The following is a 17547-nucleotide window of genomic DNA, read 5'->3' as shown; positions in this document are numbered from 1 at the left end:
ATGTCACTTGTCATCGGCATCGATATCGGCACCTCAGGCGCGCGTGCCGTCGCCATGCGACCGGATTTTTCCATTGCCGCGCGTTCCGCCGTTCCGCTCGACAGGTTCGGCCAGGACCTGCGCGATCCCGCGTTGTGGTGGGCGGCGGTTGGCGCAACTCTGACGGAACTGCTTTCAAACATCGACCGCGCCACCGTCCGCGCGATCGCCGTCGATGGCACGTCCGGCACGCTGCTGCCGATCGACGCCACCGGGCGGCCGTTGGCCGAGCCGCTAATGTACAACGACAAGGTCGACGACGACGCCATCCTTGCCACGATCGCCCGTAAGGCGCCGGAAGCGAGCGCCGCGCACGGGGCGACTTCAGGCCTCGCCAAGGCCTTGCGATTCCAGCACCTGCCCGGCATTGCGGCGGTGCTGCACCAGGCCGACTGGATCGCCGGAAACTTGTCCGGCCGCTTCGATGTCAGCGACGAGAACAATGCGCTGAAGACAGGCTACGACGTCGAGGCCCGCCGCTGGCCGGACTGGATCGCGGCGACCGGACTGCGCATGGACTTGCTGCCGCGCGTCGTCGAGCCGGGCGACGTCACCGGCACGCTCACCACGGCCGCCGCGGACCTGTTCGGCTTGCCGCGCGATGTGGTCGTGGTCGCCGGCACCACGGATGGCTGCGCCTCGTTCCTGGCGACTGGCGCTGCGTCGATCGGCGACGGCGTCACCGCGCTGGGCTCCTCGCTGACCATCAAGATCCTGTCCGACCGGCCGATCTCGGCGCCGCGCTACGGCATCTACAGCCATCGGCTCGGCAACGCCTGGCTGGCCGGCGGCGCGTCGAATTCCGGCGGCAAGGTTCTGGCACGGCATTTTCCACTGGCACGTATCATCGAGCTCAGCGCCGCGATCGATCCCACGACGGAAACCGGCCTCGACTACTATCCGCTCGGCACGGCCGGCGAGCGTTTTCCGATCGCCGATCCGGCGCTGCCACCACGCCTTTTGCCGCGGCCAGCGGATGACGCCGACTATCTGAAAGCGATGTTGGAGGGCATCGCCGCGATCGAAGCGCTTGGCTATCACAGGCTTACCGAACTTGGCGCGCCGGCGCTGACATCGGTCAGGAGCGTCGGCGGCGGTGCGGCAAATCTAGCCTGGACGGCGATCCGGCAGCGCAAGCTCGGCGTCGATTTCCTGTCCGCACTTTCCGATGAAGCCGCGGCCGGTACGGCGCGGCTGGCGCTGATCGGCGCAAGCAAAGCGGGACTCCCATGAGTGCTAAAAAGGTCGTGCGCCTCGATGGCATCGGGCCGCTGGCAGAGCGCTACGAGGTCTTCCTGCTCGACCAGTTCGGCGTGCTGCATGACGGCTCGGCCCCTTATCCAGGCGCGGTTGCGGCATTGTCGGCGCTGAAGCGCGCCGGCAAGACCGTGGTGCTGATTTCCAATTCCGGCAAGCGCGCCAGGCCCAACGAGGACCGCCTGCTGAAGCTCGGCTTCGCAGCCGGAAGCTGGGACCATTTCGTCTCCTCCGGCGAGGTGGCGTGGCGATCCTTCCACGAAATGGCGGCAACCGGAGCCTTGCAGCCCCGCACGAACTGCCTGCTGATCAGCCGCGACGACGACCGCTCGGCGATCGAAGGCTTGCCCTTTGTGCTGACCGAGGCTGGCGAAGACGCCGAACTGGTGCTGATCTCGGCCAGCGAGGGCGACCGGCACGACCTCGACCATTATCGCCGGCTGCTTGCCCCGGCTGCGGCGCGGCAGGTGCCGTGCTTCTGCACCAATCCCGACAGGATCATGCTGACGGCGGTCGGACCTCGCTTCGGTGCAGGCGAGATCGCCGATCTCTACGAAAACCTCGGCGGCAACGTCACCCGCATCGGCAAGCCCTACCCGGCGATATACGATGCGGCACTTGCGATCGCCGGCAAGCCGGACCGCGGCACCGTGGTCTGCGTCGGCGACAGCGTCGAGCACGACATAGCAGGGGGAAATGGCGCCGGCATCGCCACGGCGCTGGTGCTGAGTGGAATATTGGCGGACACGCCCAATCTCTCCGTCGTTTTCGACGAAGAGAAGGCCTGGCCGGACTATGTCACGGCTTCCTTCAGCCTGCGCTGACCGCCTCGAGCATGCGCCTTGCGCTTTCCTCGTCGGTGATCAGGATCGTCGGCGCGACGAGGGTCATGGCGCCGAGCAGCGCTTCGATCTTCTCCTCGCCGCCGGAGGTCAGGATCCGGATCGGCGCCTTGCGCAGCCGATCGACATCCACCGACATCACCAGGCCGTTGATCGGATGGTCGACCAGATCGCCATTGCGGTCGAAGAAATGGAACAGAAGGTCGCCGACGGCGCCACGCGCAAGCAGGGCCTCGCGGTCCGCTTCCTTGAGAAAGCCGCCGCGCGAGAAGGTAGTGGCCGAAGCGATGCCGCCGACGCTCAGCAAAACGGCATCGAGCACGTTGGCCATCTCAAAAACCTCCTGCAGGCCGCAGCGCTCGACCAGCGCGATCTTGGTCTCGACGCTGTCGACGACGGCCGGCGTCGGGATCAGATAGCCATCGCCCTGAAAGATTTGGGCGAAGCGCCAGGCGAACTCGGCCGGGTTGAACCGGCGCACGACGCCGACACCGCCAAGCAGCGAAATGACCTTGAAGTCGGTGAGCGATTTGGCGCTGATGAAGGGCAGGCTCGAGAACAGCGTCCGGCCCCAGCCGACGCCGACGCGCATGCCGGATTTCATCGTGTCGGACAGGAAACTGCCGGTTTTGGCACTGATTGCCGGTAGCGGATCGGCGTCGGGTGCGGAAAGCGGCGCCACCAGCGCCTGTTGCAGCCCGAATGTCTTTTCAAGCGCCCGCTCCAGCCGCACGATTTCGGACAATTCGCTCTCGATGCTGATCTTCACCTCGTTGCGCGAGCGGGCCTCCGCCAGCATGCGCACGATGGTGACGCGGCCGACGCCAAGCACGTCGGCGATCTCGTTTTGCGTCATCTGCTCGACGAAATACATCCACGCGGCGCGAATCCTGAGGCGATCCGTCCGGCTTTCATTGACAACCTGCTCGGTTGCCCCGGTTCCTGCCCGACCGTCGTCGCTTTCGCTCTGTCGCCGCCTGGCCAAATCTATCCCTCCCCCGCGGCGATGGACGAGCCCGCCGTCGCCGATTCTGCCTGCTGGTCTAATATCCCCTATTGATCTACCAATCGATAGGAACAATGTAGAGTGGGCGAATGGCCTCCTGCGGGCGGCCACGCGTATGAATTCGAGGCGATCCGCGATGCTCCGACAAATCTCCGAAGATGTCCGCGTCAACCTGAAGGACCGGTTGCGGGAGGTCCGCGATGTCATCCGTCAGAGCCGCCATGACGGCACTGGCGACGCCAGTGTCTTGCGCGAAGCCACCAGCCATCTGCCGCCGTTTCCGGGCAAGGGCATCGAAGGCCTGCTCAGCCATGCCGCGAGTGCCGTCGACGAAGCGCTGTCGATTGCCGAATCGTTTGTTCCGCACGAGCGTCCGATAAAGGTGGACGGCACGACCGCAAAAGGCCTCGGCACCTATTTCCCGGTCGGCAACGAGGATCGCCAGTTGAGCGCGGAGCGGCTGTTCCGTCGCGATATGTACTATCTGACCAAGGCGGTGCTTGCCGGCCTGAACATCGACAATGCCCGCATTCACGAAGCCGATTTTGCCGCCGTCCATGCCACGATGCGCAAGCGGCATGGCGATCTGCTGGCCGCCTTGACCGCGCCAGGTGCCGGACTGCAGGCGATTGCGGCCACCTGTTCGGCGCTGCTGGTCGAGTGCCTCAACCAGCGTCCTGTTCGCTTTACCGAAACCGCATTGGAAACACCAGCGGCGGTGGGTGGCCGAGCGCTTGACATCAGCTGCCTGGCACCGCTCGTTCTGGCCTGCGGCCTGGCGACCACCGGCCGGGACGGTTCGCCGGAGCCGGACATGCTGGAGATCGCGATCCTGGCAGCCGATATCCGTCACGATCGCATTGCTCAGGCCTGCGCCAAGGCGAGCCCGATCGATGAACTGACACCGGTCTTCGCCACCTTGCTTGCGCACTTGCCGTAAGCTCGGCTGGCGGCGGGGATTCAGTCCTCGCCCGCCATAGCCATGATCGTCTTCTTGGCGCGCTGGATCGAGGCCGGGCTCATGCTGAGTTCGGTCAGCCCCATCTTGACGAACATCGGGACAAGGTCAGGACGGCCGGCCGCCTCGCCGCACATACCCACCATGATGCCGGCTGCAACACCGGCTTTCGCGGTCAGTTCGATCGCCATCATGACGGCCGGGTTGGTGACGTCGTTGAGCTTGGCCACGGTCGGGTTGAGCCGGTCGGCGGCCATGATGTACTGGGTCAGGTCATTGGTGCCGATCGAGAAGAACGCCACCTCCTTGGCCAGCGCCGGGGCGATCAGCACGGCGGCCGGGGTTTCGATCATCACGCCGAGATCGAATGTCGCATGCGGCACGCCCTCGGCTTTCAGTTCCGCCGCGCATTCCTCGACCAGGCCGCGCGTCCGCCTCACCTCCGATATGTCGGACACCATCGGCAGCATCACCTTGATGTTGCCATGGACGGCCGCCCTCAGCAGTGCCCGCAACTGCTGCTTGAAGATGTCGGGCCGGTCGAGGCACATGCGAATGCCGCGCCAGCCGAGGAAGGGGTTTTCCTCATCGGGAAACTCGATGCCGGCAATCGGCTTGTCACCACCGATGTCGAGCGTGCGCACGATGACCGGGTATGGGGCGAATGCCTTGGCCAGCGCCGCGTAGGTTTCCGCCTGCATGTCCTCCGAGGGAAGGTGCATATGGCGCATGAACAGAAGCTCGGTGCGGAACAGGCCGACGCCCATGGCGCCGGCTTCCTGTGCCGCCTCGATTTCCTCCAGCGAGCCGATGTTGGCGGCGACCTCGATGATCGTGCCATCGGCGAGCTTCGGCGTCACCGTCTTGAAGACGGTCAGCCCGGCGCGCTCCTTTGCGGCCGCTTCAACGCGGTTGGCGAAATCGGTTCGGGTCGCCGCATCGGGATCGATGATCACATGACCGGCATTGCCGTCGATGGCCACTTCGCGCGCCGTGCGCAAGGCATTGACCTGATCGCCGAGGCCGAGCACCGCCGGAATGCCGTGCGAGCGGGCGATGATGGCGATGTGCGAGGTGGCGCCGCCATGGCCGCACACCACGCCGCCGATGCGTTTCAGCGGCGCACGCGCCAGATCCCAGGCGCCGATGTCGTCGGCGATCAGGATGGCCCCTTCGGGGATGTTTTCGAGGCTGACGTCGTCTTGCCCGAGCAGCACGAGGCAGATCTGCCGTCCGACCGCATGGACGTCGTCCGCCCGCGCATTGAGATAGTGATCATCGACGACGCTGAAATCGGCGGCGATGGTGGAGGCGGCGGTGATGACGGCCGAGACCGCGTCGTTGCCACCCTTGATCAGCCCCTCGGTCTCACCGGTCAGGCTGTCGTCGGCGGCAATATCCCTGAGTGCCGCGATGATGCCGCGGTCTCCCGCCGACAGTGTGTCCTGCGCCAGCGCCCGGTCCATGCGCGCCTGGACGGCGGCGACGGCGGCGCGGAACCTGTGGACCTCGCCCGCGATTTCTTCAGCTTGCAACATGCGGCCTTGTCCGGCGATATCAGGCGGGAAATGCGCGAAGGCCGGCCCGATGGCGAACCCTTCGCTTGCCGCCACGCCGCGCAAGCCGCTTGCTCCAGCAGGTGCCGCCGGCGCGGTTTCGGGCACTGGTGCGGGTGCCGTTTTCTGCCCTGCATCATTCGCAGGGCTCTGCGACTCAGCTTCATCGTCGAGGCCCGCCTTCGGATTCTCGAGATAGCCGATCAGCGCCTCGATGGCCTCGATGGCGTCGGCGCCGTTCGCCCGCACCGTGACCTCCTGGTTTTCCTTGACCGCCAGCAGCATCAGCTTGACGGAGCTTTTGGCGCTGACCGCCTTGCCGTCCTTGACCAGTTCGACATCGGATTCGAAACCCTTGGCGAGCTTGACGAACCGCGTGGCGGGACGGGCGTGCAAACCTTCATGCACTCTGACGATGGTCGAGCGTTCCATGGCAATACTCTGGTTCTGGGCGCCGCTCCCAACATAGGCTGCGGCGCGAATGCTGTCAGGCGGCGATGGTGATGATCGCGCCCGTCTTCAGGGCGGCCACGAGCGCTTGGCTGTCGACTTGCGATGCACAGATCTCGCCCGGCCTCTCGGCTTCGGCGGCGCCGTTGAACGAGATGACGACATGGCCCATCTCGAGCACCTTGCTCCAGGCGCTGGAGCCGACCGCCGTGATGGTTGCGGAAACCGGTCCAAGGGTGATCGACGCGCCCTTGGCGGGCGCGCCGTTGCTGGGTCCGTGCTCCGTCTTGTGGAGCACGGAAACCTCGGCAAGCTCCGGCGGCGAGCCATCCGCGAACAGGATGACCACGCCCCCTTCGGCAAGGTCCGCCACTTCGGGCCCGATGGCAGTGACCCGTGTTCTCAACAGAACCGTCATATGGCGAACCTCATTTCGTGCTTTCCCTAGAAAACGATCAGGCTGACGACCCAGGCGATCAGCACGGAGATCGGGCCCATGATCTGGCGGCTGATGAGCACCGCCGGAACGCCGATCTCGATCGTTTTCGGCTTGGCCTCACCGAGCGCCAGGCCGACAGGAACGAAGTCGCAGCCCACCTGGGTATTGTAGGCAAACAGCGCCGGCAGCGCCATCGCCGGCGAAATCGTGCCATTGGCGATCTGCGGGCCGATGATGGCCACGCCGATGACCTGCGCGATGACCGCGCCTGGCCCGAGAATGGGCGACAGGAACGGCAGGCCGCAAATGGCCGAGATGATCAGCAGGCCGACGATGTTGTTGGCCAGCGGACCCATCGGCTGTGCCAGCACATCGCCAATGCCGGTGTACAGGATCAGACCGATGAGCATGGTCACGAAGGCCATGAACGGCAGCACGTTGCGGACAACCTGGTCGATGGTGCGGCGGCCGGCATTGAAGAAGATGCCGACGACACGACCCATGATACGGCCGATCGTGCTGATGAAGCCGATAAGCCCGCCCTCGCTGGGCAGCGCCGTTGGCGTCGCATTGTTGTTGATCGAACTCATCGATGCTGCTCCCCCTGCAGTCGTGACCGCTTCGGATCCGTCCGCCATTGCGATGTTGGCCGGCTTCACGCCCGAAACGTAGATGTCCTCGGTGATGAACTGGGCAAGCGGCCCAGACTGACCGACCGGCGTCAGATTGACGGTCGGGATACGCTTGCGCGGATAGACGCCGCATCGTGCGGTGCCGCCGCAATCGACGACGACAACCGCCATCTCGCTTTCGATCGGCGGCGCCTTGAAGCCGTCGACGGCCTCGGCGCCGGTCATTTCGGCGATCAGGGCAGCCACCGGATGAATGCCGCCACCGGTGACGGAAACAACCTTGTTGCGCTGTTCGGTCGGCTCGATGACGAGCGGGCCGCCCCAGCCGGTTTTGCCCCGGGAGATTCGTACGGCTTTGTATGTCTTGGCCATGATGTCCTCCCCGCCCTTACAGCTCGACGCCCTGGCGGCGTGCCATGATGGCGGTGATGCGCTCGGTCAGCATGCCCTTGAGCAGGATGACGACGAGACCGACGATGGCGTACCAGATCGCCACCTTGACGTGGTAGCCGGCGACGACGGCGCCCTTCTTTTCCAGCTCCAGCAGAGCGACGAGAATGCCGCCCCAGACGAAATACTCGCCGGGATTGATGTGCGGGAACAGGCCGAGCGGCGGGTGGACATAGGAGACGGCCGCGTCATAGAAGGCCGGCTTGTGCTTTTCTTCCAGGAACGATCCGAACGTATAGGCCATCGGGTTGGTGAGGAAGAACACCGCCAGCAGCGGCAGCAGTGTATAGCGCGTCAGCGCGATCCTTCCGGCGCCGCGCGCCAGACCGTGGACACGCTCCTCGCCGACCAGTTCGGTGACGGCATAGAAGGCCGTCATCAGCACCACCAGCGTCGGAATGATGCCGGTGACAAAGCCGGCGAAAACCTCGCCGCCCTTCTGGAAAATGCCAATGAAGTACTTGCCGATGGCGGTCAGCCAGCCGAGCTGCTCTTCCTGCTGGACCTCTTTCAGCTTTTCCTTGAACTGATCGACGGTGATCGGTCCGCTGTCCGCTTGCGCCAGGACAACGAGATGGTCAGAGGCATGCTCGACGGCGAGCTTGCCATGCAATGCGGCATCCGAGACCATGGTACCTGCGACATGCAGATTGTGCACGGCCATGTCGGCATGCTGCGCCAACAACGAAAATACAGACATTTCTCCTCCTTATGCCGCCCCGCCGGTTATCCCAGTCGGCGCACGGCGTCCTCTAGAGCATGATGCCGAAAAGTGTGAAGCGGTTTTCGGGCGACATCATGCTCTAACCCTTTGATTTAGAGGCGGATTCAGATTTCAGGTCGATTCGACCTGAAATCATCCGACTCTAGGCCCTTGCTACGTTCAAGCCGGACAGGCCCGGCCTCTTCCCCGGCTCCGACCGTGCTTTGTCGATCTGTTCGATCGCCCGCTTCACGGCCTCGGCCACACCGGGTTCCCCCTCTCCCATGATTGCAGGATTGGACCGGAGTCGATCGAGGGGAACGCCCTCGAATTCTTGATGTCGTTTGAACTTGGTGAAGACGGACCGGCCGCTCATCACCATCAGGCGGCGCACGATCAGGTCAGGCGTCACCACCACCAGCGCGATGGTTCCCTTGGCAAATCGACCGCGAAAATTGCCGGCGCCGACGAAGCCGTCCTTGTATTGATCGGTTACGCCGCGGAAGACATCCGAATAGTGCCGCATCTGCAGCCAGACGCCGAGCGATTGCAGCGCCCAGACAATAACCAGCAGAAGCAGTCCCCACTGCCAAATCGCCATTCGGTCTCCTCCCGAAGCCTCCGTCGCACCGCACCTTGGCCCGGCGCGCGACAACAGCAAAGTGAGAACATTTGTTTCCGAGAATGTCAATATGTATGATATTGGCGTTTGCTGTCGTCATCCACAGGGGCGCTGATCGATTTCGGCGGCGACGCTGTTGTGCTAGTCTTGCCGGAAACAGGAAACGAGGAACATGGATCTGCCCTTCAGGGACGAACTGGCCCTTATGCCCGACCTTCGCCACCGGTTGCGGCAGCTGCGCTGGTTCCGCGCCACCTTTCGCGGCAGCGCCAAGGTGGTGTCCGACACGTTCGGCGTGCGCTTTGAAATCGATGAAGCGAAGCTGACCAGGGCCTTTCTCGACTGGGTCGAGATCATGGAGGCGCAGAAACGCTTCGCCGCGATCGACCGCGCCGACTTCATCGTCTTTGCCGCCGGCCTGGTGCTGCGCGAACTGATAAGACAGGCGCCGGCCAGGGAGGTCTCCGGCCTTACCCAGCTGATTGAAACGGATTCGAATGCCGGCACGCTGGAAATCGTGCGTTTCTGGCCGGAAGGATTCCTCTACACCAACTACTGCGTCTCGGTGATTTCGGCGATTTATGAGCAGGAGTTCGGCAGCGCGCCGAGCATCGACAAATGCGCCGACGACCTGCGCACCTGGTGGTCCTATCGCGAGAATGTGACCGAGATGCCGGCCTACGCGGTGGCTTTCCTCGACCGCTTCCTTGGCGCGGAGCCGAACTGGATCACGCCGGACCGCGCGCAGTCCCGGCAAGCCATGCAAAGGGCGCTCGGATCCTCGCGTGCGAGCGATGCGCTGCGCCAGCTTTGAGTCTCGCCGGTTTCGCTCCACCGAAACACCGCGCTATTGAACATTTGACTCGTTGTCGATAGCGATGTGCGGAATTGACTCCGGGGAGATGCGCGTGGCGCGATCAAGGCCTATCATTTTCGATTGCGACGGCGTTCTCGTCGACAGCGAGCCCCTGGCCGCCAGGGCCTATGAGCGTGTCTATGAAAAGTATGGCATGCCCGGCGTTCACGGCGGCATCATCGCCCAGTGCATCGGCATGAAGCAGTCCGACATCATCGTCAGGATCAGGGAATTGACCGGCCATCAGTTTCCGCCGGCGGCGGGCGGCGATATCTGGGCCGAGACCAAGATCCTGTTCACAGAGGAACTGAAGCCGACGCCCGGGATCACCGCGTTTCTGGAGACGCTTGGCGGCGACCGCTGCGTTGCCTCGTCATCCTCCGTCGAGCGGATAAACCACAGCCTTGCCGTGACCGGACTGGCGCGCTTCTTCGGCGACGCGATCTACAGCTCCTCCATGGTCAAGAACGGCAAGCCCGCGCCCGACATCTTCCTGTTCGCCGCCGACAAGATGGGCGCAAATCCCGCCGACTGCATCGTCATCGAGGATTCGCCCTTCGGCATCCAGGGCGCGGTTGCCGCCGGCATGACGGCGATCGGCTACACCGGCGGCGGCCACACCTATGCCGAGCATGCTGCTCGGCTGACGGCGGCCGGCGCCGATTTCGTCTGCGCGGACTGGCAGGAAGTTAGCCGGCAATTGGCCGGGCTCGGCGTGCCGGCCTAGGCTATTAGCGAACAGGTAGTCCGAGGCGGACCCAGTCGTCGCGCGGGATAGGATCCCCGACACGGAAGGTGAAGGACAAGACCCTCGTTGCATCGGTGTCGACCTCGCACCGGAAGCTGAGATGGTACCATGTGTTTGTCGTGCGAAAGGCGACATCCGGGGCGTCCAGAATATTGCCCACCTTCAGCGGAACACTTGGGATCAATTCGGGAAAATAGGAGGCATCCAGCAATTGCTGCTGCAGCGCGCTGGCGCAAAGCGTGGCGGCACGCCGACCGCGAGGCACCCCGCCCATCGAGGTCGTGGCCAGCGCATCGCCGGTAGCACCCTGCGAGTAGAGCTTGCGAATGCCCGGAAGACCCGAATAAGCCCGCGATTTGGCAATGGCGGCGTCCGGGGAACTTGGCCTGCTGGTGCTCCCGCTTCCGGACTTCGAGACCGCAAAGGGGTTGGCCTTCGGCGCATTTGCGGGTTTGGGCCGCGGCGTTTCGGCAGACATGGGAAGCTCGATCTCGCCGTCGCTGCCTGCGGCAGCCAATGGCGTTGCTGACGCGGCTGTCTGCTTGTCGGCGTCGTGCGCCTCCGCCGGCGCGGCGGACTTGTCCTCTGCCTGCTTCGGTACGACCGGCGGCTTCGAAGCGTCATCCTTGGCCGGCGACGGCGAGCTGTCCTGGGCGCTGGCCCCATCCAGGGATTTCCTCGGGCCGGTATCCTTGTCGCCAAACTGAAAAACAGGCTTCAGGACCTCGACTGGCGGTGGCTTCTGAGGCTGCTTTTGCGGCGGAAGCGGCTTTTCAACTTTCTGCTCGGATGGTTTCGGCTCCGATGGCTTAGGAGCCGGCACGGGAGCAGGTTTCGGCTGATCGGGCGGCACGAGCGCGACATTGACCGGCTGCTCCTCCTGCGGCTGTTGGGGAGGAACTGGCAGGCCATATATCAGGAGCGCCGCGACGAGCACGTGCAGGATCAGCGATGCGGGGATGCCCCACAACAGATACCGACGCCGTTCTCCCGTCTCGCCCTTCATCCTGACCGATGTGGAATGAAATAGCGGCGGCTTCAAGCATAGGCGTTGGATTTGCGCAATCTAGCCGCTGACAGCTTGGTGATCTGGATCATTATACCCAGGGGCAGCCCGACCAAGGCGCTGGGGCGACTCAACGAGCAACTGCCCACGATCCTGCCCATCAAGACCTGGGATCAGCCAGTTCGCTGCCGCCACGATGGGCACCAACCCGGCCGACTGCATCGTCATCGAGGATTCGCCCTTCGGGATCCAGGGCACGGTTGCCGCCGGCATGACGGCGATCGGCTACACCAGCGGCAGCCACACCTATGCCGAGCACGCCGCAAGGCTGACGGCGGCGGGTGCCGATTTCGTCTGCGCCGACTGGCATGAAGTTGGCCGGCAACTGGCCGGACTCGGTGTGCCGGCCTAGTTCAGTGGCCACCGAGTTAATTTACGTCCCGCCCATTCGCCGGGCGGGATCAATGGCCCAACACGAAAGGTGAAGGACAGGACCCTCGTCGCATCGTCGTCGACCTCGCACCGGAAGTTCAGGTCATACCATTGGGTCCTGGTGCTGAAGGCGGCCTGCGGAGGATTGAGGACATTGCCTGCGTCCAGCGGGTTATTTGGCACCCATTTGATCGCATAGTCGGCACTCTGCAACTCCTGGCTCAGAACGTTGCCGCAAAGGTTGGCCACGCGCTGACCGCGCGACACGTTCTCCATGGAGCTTGCGGCCAGTGCATCGCCGGTAGCGCCCTGCGAGTAGAGCTTTCGAACACCGGGAAGGCCGGAATAGATCGGCGATCCTGCAGCGGCAGCGTTCGCGGAACTTGACCTCCCTGCTTTGCCGCTTGGGGCCTTGAAGGCTCGCGCCGATTTGAAATTCGTCGTCTTTGCAGGTTTGGGCTTTGCCTTTTCGGCAGAGGGTGGCGGTGCTGGCTTGTCGCCGGCCTCGGCAGCCAATGGCTTTGGCGCCACGACGGCCTGCTTCTCGTTGGTTTGCGGCGCCACTTCCTGTTTGTCCGGCTGCTGTTTGTCGGCATCCTCGGTCGCCGGCTTTTCCTCGCTTTGCGCGGGGTTTTCGTCCGGCGCGGCGGTTACCGGCTTCTCGTCAGCTTTGCCGGGCTCTGTCTTCTGCTGTTGCGTTGCAGCCGGAGCGGACTGGGTGGGCGCGGGCTTCGGTTCGATTGGCGTCTTCGTAGCCTCATCCTTGGCCGGCGACGGCGCATTGGCTTGAGCGCTGCCACCGTCGAGAGATTTTTCCGGCCCGGTATCCTTTTCGCCATACCGGAAAACGGGCTTCAGAACCGGAGTGTTCACCGATTTAGGTGGCTGCTCGGGCGGTTTTTCAACCTTCTGTTCCGGCGGCTTTTCGGCTTTGGGCTGCTTTGGCGGCGGCGGGGGAACAGGTTTCGGCTTTGGCTGATCGGGCGGAGGCACGATCGCGACATTGACCGGCTGCTCCTCCTGCGGCTGTTGGGGAGGTGGGGGCACGCCATATACCAGGAGCGTCACGACAAGCGCATGCAGGATCAGCGATGCGGGGATGCCCCACAACAGATTCCGACGCCGTTCTCCTGTCTCGCCCTTCATCCGCACCGATGTGGAATGAAAAAGCGGCGGCTTCAAGCATAGGCACTGGGTTGATGCAATTTGACCGCTGACAGGTTGGTGATCTGGATGATCACGCGCGGGCCGTGTTCCCGGCGCGCGACTCAAAGCCGCCGAGCAGATCGAGCATCATCACGATGCTGCTCCCGCCACCGGGATCAGCCAGCCGGATTTTATGCGCAGGCGCGCTTGCGCTCCGCTCTCAAGCCTGACCGGGTCTGGCTGCTCGAAATGCAAGATGAGGTCAGGACCGGCCGCAGGGGTGAATTCGATGCGTGCGGCGCCACCCTGATAGATCACCCGTTTGACGAGACCATCAAAGCCCGGGCCATCCGGCGACACGTCGAGATCGGCCGACCGGCAGCAAATCTTCGCGCCCGCGCGTGGCCGCTCGCCTGGCCGGCAACGGACGACCAGCTCGGTCCCGAGAACCCTGACCTTGCAGTGACCGGCCTCCTCGGCTGTGAGCACATCGGCCGGGAGCAGAATGCCCTGCGAAATGAAAGAGGCCACCATTTCATTTGCCGGCTCATGATAGAGCTCGCGCGGCGTCGCCAGCTGCGCCAGGCGGCCGCCATCCATCACCGCGATCCTGTCGGCCAGCGCCATCGCTTCGGCCTGATCATGGGTGATGTAGACGATGGTCGTGCCCGTGCGTTTGTGGAAGGCGGCAAACTCGTCCTCCATCGAGGCCCTCAGATGCACGTCCAGATTGGCCAGCGGCTCGTCGAACAGCACCAGCGAGGGCGCCGCGACAAGGCAGCGTGCCAGCGCTACGCGCTGGCGCTGGCCGCCCGACAGATTGGCCGGCCTGCGGTCACCCAGCCCCTGCAGATTGACCAGGGCGAGCGCATCGGCAACCTTCTGGCGGGCGACGGCCTTGTCCAGTCTGGCCACCTTCAGCGAATAGCCGATGTTCTCGGCGACCGTCATGTGCGGCCACAGCGCATAGTTCTGGAAGACGATGCCGACGCGCCGTTTTTCCGGCGCGACACTGCCGCCCTTGCCCGACACGGTCTCGCCGCCGATGCGGATCTCCCCTGATGTCACCTTTTCGAACCCGGCGACCAGCCGCAGCAACGTCGTCTTGCCGCAACCGGAGGGCCCCAGCACCGCCAGGAACTCGCCGTCGGCGACATCGATTGACACGTCCTTCACCGCGTCGAAGTTGGCGAAGCTCTTGGTCACATGATCCAGGCTCAATCGCGCCATGGCAGCACCCCGATGGGAAGGTAGGGGGCAAGCAGATTGGTCACCAGCATCAGCACGAAGGTGACCGCCACGGTGATAACGGACATCGCCGCCGCGTAGTTGGAATCGCCGCCCTGCTCGAAGGAGAACATCACCACGCCGATCGTCTCGGAACCCGAGGACCACAGCAGCGCGGAGACGGTCAGCTCGCTGAGCGCCGTCATGAAGATCAGCAGGCCGCCGGCGATCGCCGCCGGTGCGACAAGCGGAAAGATGATGGTGCGCATGCGCATGAACAGGCCGGCGCCCGCCACCTGCGCCGCCTCCTCAAGCGCCCGGTCGATCTGGTGATAGCCGCTGATGGTCGGCCGCAGCGCCAGCACCAGGAAGCGGGCGAGATAGGCGTAGAGGATGATCCAGACGGTGTTGTAGAGCTGGATGCCGGTCAGCGGGATCGGCCGCAGGAACAACAGCAGCGAGGCGATCGCCAGCACCACGCCGGGCAAGGCATAGGGCAATTCGACCGACAGGTTGAGCAGCCTCACCCAGCGCTGCTTGCCCCAGGCGATCAGATAGCCGATCGGCACGGCGACCAGGACCGCGAAGAAGGCGGCCGCGATCGACAGCCAGAAACTGTTGAAGAAGGCGCGGCTGGCCGCGCCATGCTCGAACAGCACGAAACGATAATTGTCGAGTGTTGCCGTCCTGGCGTTGAGCGCAATGCCGTAGCCCGGCACCAGCGACGTCAGCACCAAGCCGAACAGCGGCAGGAACAGCACCAGGACGATCAGCAGCCACATACCGGCCTGGACCGCGGGCCGCCAGCGGCCAAGCTCGTAGGGCTCGGCGGGCAGCGATGTCGAGCTGATGCGATAGTCGCGGCGACGGCTCATGACCTCCTGGGCGAAAATGCCAGCCATGGCGATGGCGCCGATCAGCACCGACAGGAACGCGGTTTCACCGAGCACGGCCGGACCGCCGCCGGCCAGCCGCTGATAGATCAAGGTCGGCAGCACGAGGTAATTGGCGGGAATGCCGAGGAAAGCGGGAATGCCGAAATTGCCGACGCAGGACACGAAGGCGAGTGCGGCGGCCGCCATGATCGACGGCGTCATCAAAGGCAACACGATGGTGACCAGCACGGTGAACCAGCCGGCGCCGGCGGCACGCGCCGCCTCGACCAGTTCGCGCGGCAGCTTGCGCAGGCCGGCGCGCACCAGCAGGAAGACCAGCGGGCCATACTGCACGCCGAGCAGCAGGATGATGCCTGATGTGGAATAGAGCGGGTTCTTCGTGCCGAGTGGGGGTGCCGCGCCGAACAGCTTGAGGAACGGGCTTGCCGGGCCGGACAATTGCAGCCAGGCAAGCGCTGTCACCTGCGGCGCGATCATCAGCGGCATGACGTAGCACAGCACCAGGGCGCTGTGGCCGCGGATGTCGGTCAGTGTGATGAGGACGGCCACCAGCGTCCCCGACAGCACCGCAAGGATGGTGCCGCCGATTCCGGCCACCAGCGTGTGCCAGGTCGCGATCCAGGTCGCTGGGCTGGCGAGCCCGGCTTTTATCGCCACGGTCGACAGCGTGCCGCCAGGCGCTACGATCTCCTTGATGAGCCGCAGCATCGGCAGCAGGGAAAGCAGCACGATGACGACGGCTACCGCCGCCGTCAGTGCCATCTCCTGGCCCCGACTCTCCCTGGTCGATGTTGACATGACTGCTTTTCCTGAGATCGATGTGACCGGGGGCGTCACCCGAAGCGACAGGGGGGCCGTTTGGACGGCATCCCGCCGCGATTGCCGGCTCAGCCGCCGAACAGTTCCGAGAACTTCGCCTTGTCGGCTTCGGCCTTGGCGACAATTGCCTTGGTATCGAACGGCATCACCTTGACCTTCATGCCCTCCGGCAGCCATTCAGGGCGGCCGACCGAGGCCCGCGCCGGCAGGTAGCCCATGGACAGCGCCAGCTTCTGGCCTTCGTCCGAAAGAATGAAGTCGACGAACTTCTTGGCGCCATCGACATTCTTGGCGGTCTTCATGATGGCGACCGGTTCGGTCACCGCCGGCACGCCTTCGCTTGGGAAGACGAATTCGACCGGTGAGCCCTTCTTCTTGGCGTTCATCGCCATGAAGTCGACCAGGATGCCATAGGGCTTCTCGCCTGATGCCACCGACTTCAGCACGGCGCCATTGCCGCGCACGCTGACGGTGTTGTTGGTCTTCAGCTTCTGGAAGAAATCCCAGCCATAGTTGGCGTCGCCGACGAAGCCCGAGAGCAGGTAGGCGGCCGCGCCCGAATAGAGCGGGCTCGGCATGACCAGGCCATCGGCATAGGCCGGCTTGGCGAGATCGGCCCAATGCTCCGGCTTCTGCGTCGCCGCTGTGTTGTAGACGATGCCGGTGGTGATCAGCTTGCTGCCGAAATAGGTCTTGTCGGCATCATAGGCATCCGCCTCGATGCCGTCGAGCTTGGCTTCGGGATAAGGCAACAGCCGGTCGTCCTTCTTCAGCAACTCCATGCTGACCGCGTCGGCGATCAAGAGCACGTCGGGCTGCGGGCTGCCGGCGGCGAATTCGGCTGCCATCTTGGTGAGGATGTCGCTGGTTCCGGAGCGATAGATGGTCACATCGATGCCGGGCTGCGCCTTCTTGAAGGCATCCACGGTCTTGGCCGCGTCGGCTTCCGGCTGGGATGTATAGAGCGTCAGTGTTTCGGCGCCGGCCGAGCCGGCAAACAAAGTTGCCGCGAGCGCAATCTGGCTGGCCAGCAGCTTGATGAGTAGCGTCTTCATGAGACCTCCTGTCTTGTCTGTGCACGACCGGACCGGCCCCTGGCCGGCTCCCCGTCCCTTCCTCCCTGCACGGCGCATATTACTGGTGGATGACAGCGCGTATGCGCGACGGCGGCTTCATGCGAAACGCCCTCACGGCACAACAACAAAGGCCCGCGGAACTGGCGTTCCACGAGCCTTTTGCCACCATGGGCGGGCTAGCGGTCCCCGATCACCCGGGCCGCCATCGGCAAGCGTTAGACCAGCATGCCCATCGGGTTCTCGATCAGCCGCTTGAAGGCGACCAGCAGTTCGGCGCCGAGCGCACCGTCGACGGCACGATGGTCGGTCGACAGCGTCACCGACATCACGGTAGCGACCTTGATCTCACCGTTCTTGACCACCGCCCGCTCCTCGCCGGCTCCAACG

Annotated in this window: 18 protein-coding genes; 6 read left to right on the top strand and 12 right to left on the bottom strand. The window is 64.2% G+C overall.

Annotated elements, in window-relative coordinates; genetic code table 11:
• A complete protein-coding gene (locus tag OOJ09_RS28975; RefSeq protein ID WP_269908484.1) occupies positions 1 to 1272 on the top strand; it encodes an FGGY-family carbohydrate kinase in 1272 nt (423 codons plus the stop codon).
• Positions 1269 to 2120 (top strand): TIGR01459 family HAD-type hydrolase, encoded by an 852-nt coding sequence (locus OOJ09_RS28970; RefSeq protein WP_269908483.1) that lies wholly within the window; start codon positions 1269 to 1271, stop codon positions 2118 to 2120. Before OOJ09_RS28975 ends, OOJ09_RS28970 begins: the two co-directional genes overlap by 4 nt.
• On the opposite strand, the gene OOJ09_RS28965 is transcribed toward OOJ09_RS28970, so the two are convergent.
• The gene (locus OOJ09_RS28965) at positions 2107 to 3012 is read right to left on the bottom strand and encodes a sugar-binding transcriptional regulator (protein WP_420107568.1); all 906 of its coding nucleotides are present in this window, start codon (positions 3010 to 3012) and stop codon (positions 2107 to 2109) included. The genes OOJ09_RS28970 and OOJ09_RS28965 overlap by 14 nt on opposite strands.
• Before the next feature lie 268 nt (positions 3013 to 3280).
• Here OOJ09_RS28965 and OOJ09_RS28960 point away from each other — a divergent pair, with 268 nt between their 5' ends.
• On the top strand, positions 3281 to 4084 hold the full coding sequence (locus OOJ09_RS28960) for a hypothetical protein (protein WP_269908481.1): 804 nt from the start codon (positions 3281 to 3283) through the stop codon (positions 4082 to 4084).
• A gap of 20 nt (positions 4085 to 4104) precedes the next feature.
• Here the strand turns inward: OOJ09_RS28960 and ptsP are convergent, their stop codons facing one another.
• The 5 genes from ptsP to OOJ09_RS28935 form a co-directional block, all read right to left on the bottom strand.
• Positions 4105 to 6090, bottom strand: coding sequence for a phosphoenolpyruvate--protein phosphotransferase (ptsP, locus tag OOJ09_RS28955; RefSeq protein WP_269908480.1), 1986 nt, complete (start codon positions 6088 to 6090; stop codon positions 4105 to 4107).
• Positions 6091 to 6145: 55 nt separating this feature from the next.
• Entirely contained in the window at positions 6146 to 6526 is a 381-nt protein-coding gene (locus OOJ09_RS28950; protein WP_269908479.1) for a PTS glucitol/sorbitol transporter subunit IIA, read from the bottom strand.
• 26 nt (positions 6527 to 6552) lie between these two features.
• Positions 6553 to 7551 carry a PTS glucitol/sorbitol transporter subunit IIB gene (gene srlE / locus OOJ09_RS28945; RefSeq protein WP_269908478.1) on the bottom strand — a complete coding sequence of 333 codons (999 nt, stop codon included), beginning with the start codon at positions 7549 to 7551 and terminating at the stop codon, positions 6553 to 6555.
• 16 nt (positions 7552 to 7567) lie between these two features.
• Entirely contained in the window at positions 7568 to 8329 is a 762-nt protein-coding gene (srlA, locus tag OOJ09_RS28940; RefSeq protein WP_091584736.1) for a PTS glucitol/sorbitol transporter subunit IIC, read from the bottom strand.
• A 166-nt stretch (positions 8330 to 8495) separates the two neighbouring features.
• Entirely contained in the window at positions 8496 to 8933 is a 438-nt protein-coding gene (locus OOJ09_RS28935; RefSeq protein ID WP_091584733.1) for a transcriptional regulator GutM, read from the bottom strand.
• Between the two features lie 193 nt (positions 8934 to 9126).
• On the opposite strand from OOJ09_RS28935, the gene OOJ09_RS28930 reads away from it, so the two are divergent.
• The gene (locus tag OOJ09_RS28930; protein WP_091584731.1) at positions 9127 to 9768 is read left to right on the top strand and encodes a hypothetical protein; all 642 of its coding nucleotides are present in this window, start codon (positions 9127 to 9129) and stop codon (positions 9766 to 9768) included.
• 94 nt (positions 9769 to 9862) lie between these two features.
• The gene (locus OOJ09_RS28925; RefSeq protein WP_269908477.1) at positions 9863 to 10537 is read left to right on the top strand and encodes an HAD family hydrolase; all 675 of its coding nucleotides are present in this window, start codon (positions 9863 to 9865) and stop codon (positions 10535 to 10537) included.
• A 4-nt stretch (positions 10538 to 10541) separates the two neighbouring features.
• Here OOJ09_RS28925 and OOJ09_RS28920 read toward each other — a convergent pair whose 3' ends face one another.
• Positions 10542 to 11564, bottom strand: a complete 1023-nt coding sequence (locus OOJ09_RS28920; protein WP_269908476.1) for a DUF930 domain-containing protein — start codon at positions 11562 to 11564, stop codon at positions 10542 to 10544.
• Positions 11565 to 11736: 172 nt separating this feature from the next.
• On the opposite strand from OOJ09_RS28920, the gene OOJ09_RS28915 reads away from it, so the two are divergent.
• Positions 11737 to 11976 (top strand): HAD-IA family hydrolase, encoded by a 240-nt coding sequence (locus OOJ09_RS28915; RefSeq protein ID WP_420107569.1) that lies wholly within the window; start codon positions 11737 to 11739, stop codon positions 11974 to 11976.
• Here the strand turns inward: OOJ09_RS28915 and OOJ09_RS28910 are convergent.
• The 5 genes from OOJ09_RS28910 to OOJ09_RS28890 form a co-directional block, all read right to left on the bottom strand.
• Positions 11973 to 13142: a DUF930 domain-containing protein gene (locus tag OOJ09_RS28910; protein WP_269908519.1), complete on the bottom strand. Its 1170-nt coding sequence runs from the start codon at positions 13140 to 13142 to the stop codon at positions 11973 to 11975. The two genes, OOJ09_RS28915 and OOJ09_RS28910, sit on opposite strands and share 4 nt — an antisense overlap.
• A gap of 150 nt (positions 13143 to 13292) precedes the next feature.
• On the bottom strand, positions 13293 to 14372 hold the full coding sequence (locus OOJ09_RS28905) for an ABC transporter ATP-binding protein (protein ID WP_269908475.1): 1080 nt from the start codon (positions 14370 to 14372) through the stop codon (positions 13293 to 13295).
• Positions 14360 to 16063 carry an ABC transporter permease gene (locus OOJ09_RS28900; RefSeq protein ID WP_269908474.1) on the bottom strand — a complete coding sequence of 568 codons (1704 nt, stop codon included), beginning with the start codon at positions 16061 to 16063 and terminating at the stop codon, positions 14360 to 14362. The genes OOJ09_RS28905 and OOJ09_RS28900 overlap by 13 nt, the downstream gene beginning before the upstream one ends.
• 89 nt (positions 16064 to 16152) lie before the next feature.
• Positions 16153 to 17139 (bottom strand): ABC transporter substrate-binding protein, encoded by a 987-nt coding sequence (locus OOJ09_RS28895; RefSeq protein WP_269908473.1) that lies wholly within the window; start codon positions 17137 to 17139, stop codon positions 16153 to 16155.
• A 236-nt stretch (positions 17140 to 17375) separates the two neighbouring features.
• Positions 17376 to 17547 (bottom strand): 2-oxo acid dehydrogenase subunit E2 (locus tag OOJ09_RS28890; protein WP_269908518.1); only part of this gene is annotated, 172 nt, incomplete at its 5' end.

It is taken from the genome of Mesorhizobium qingshengii (assembly GCF_027563465.1).
GTDB classification, from domain to species: domain Bacteria; phylum Pseudomonadota; class Alphaproteobacteria; order Rhizobiales; family Rhizobiaceae; genus Mesorhizobium; species Mesorhizobium qingshengii_A.
The sequence above is the reverse complement of the archived record's forward strand: the minus strand, read 5'-3'. Positions and strand labels throughout refer to the sequence as shown.

Bases quoted from the DNA above. Each gene is read 5' to 3' on its own strand.
- OOJ09_RS28975 (WP_269908484.1), top strand. From the start codon at position 1: ATGTCACTTGTCATCGGCATCGATATCGGCACCTCAGGCGCGCGTGCC.
- OOJ09_RS28970 (WP_269908483.1), top strand. From the start codon at position 1,269: ATGAGTGCTAAAAAGGTCGTGCGCCTCGATGGCATCGGGCCGCTGGCA.
- OOJ09_RS28965 (WP_420107568.1), bottom strand. From the start codon at position 3,012: ATGTATTTCGTCGAGCAGATGACGCAAAACGAGATCGCCGACGTGCTT.
- OOJ09_RS28960 (WP_269908481.1), top strand. From the start codon at position 3,281: ATGCTCCGACAAATCTCCGAAGATGTCCGCGTCAACCTGAAGGACCGG.
- ptsP (WP_269908480.1), bottom strand. From the start codon at position 6,090: ATGGAACGCTCGACCATCGTCAGAGTGCATGAAGGTTTGCACGCCCGT.
- OOJ09_RS28950 (WP_269908479.1), bottom strand. From the start codon at position 6,526: ATGACGGTTCTGTTGAGAACACGGGTCACTGCCATCGGGCCCGAAGTG.
- srlE (WP_269908478.1), bottom strand. From the start codon at position 7,551: ATGGCCAAGACATACAAAGCCGTACGAATCTCCCGGGGCAAAACCGGC.
- srlA (WP_091584736.1), bottom strand. From the start codon at position 8,329: ATGTCTGTATTTTCGTTGTTGGCGCAGCATGCCGACATGGCCGTGCAC.
- OOJ09_RS28935 (WP_091584733.1), bottom strand. From the start codon at position 8,933: ATGGCGATTTGGCAGTGGGGACTGCTTCTGCTGGTTATTGTCTGGGCG.
- OOJ09_RS28930 (WP_091584731.1), top strand. From the start codon at position 9,127: ATGGATCTGCCCTTCAGGGACGAACTGGCCCTTATGCCCGACCTTCGC.
- OOJ09_RS28920 (WP_269908476.1), bottom strand. From the start codon at position 11,564: ATGAAGGGCGAGACGGGAGAACGGCGTCGGTATCTGTTGTGGGGCATC.
- OOJ09_RS28910 (WP_269908519.1), bottom strand. From the start codon at position 13,142: ATGAAGGGCGAGACAGGAGAACGGCGTCGGAATCTGTTGTGGGGCATC.
- OOJ09_RS28905 (WP_269908475.1), bottom strand. From the start codon at position 14,372: ATGGCGCGATTGAGCCTGGATCATGTGACCAAGAGCTTCGCCAACTTC.
- OOJ09_RS28900 (WP_269908474.1), bottom strand. From the start codon at position 16,063: ATGTCAACATCGACCAGGGAGAGTCGGGGCCAGGAGATGGCACTGACG.
- OOJ09_RS28895 (WP_269908473.1), bottom strand. From the start codon at position 17,139: ATGAAGACGCTACTCATCAAGCTGCTGGCCAGCCAGATTGCGCTCGCG.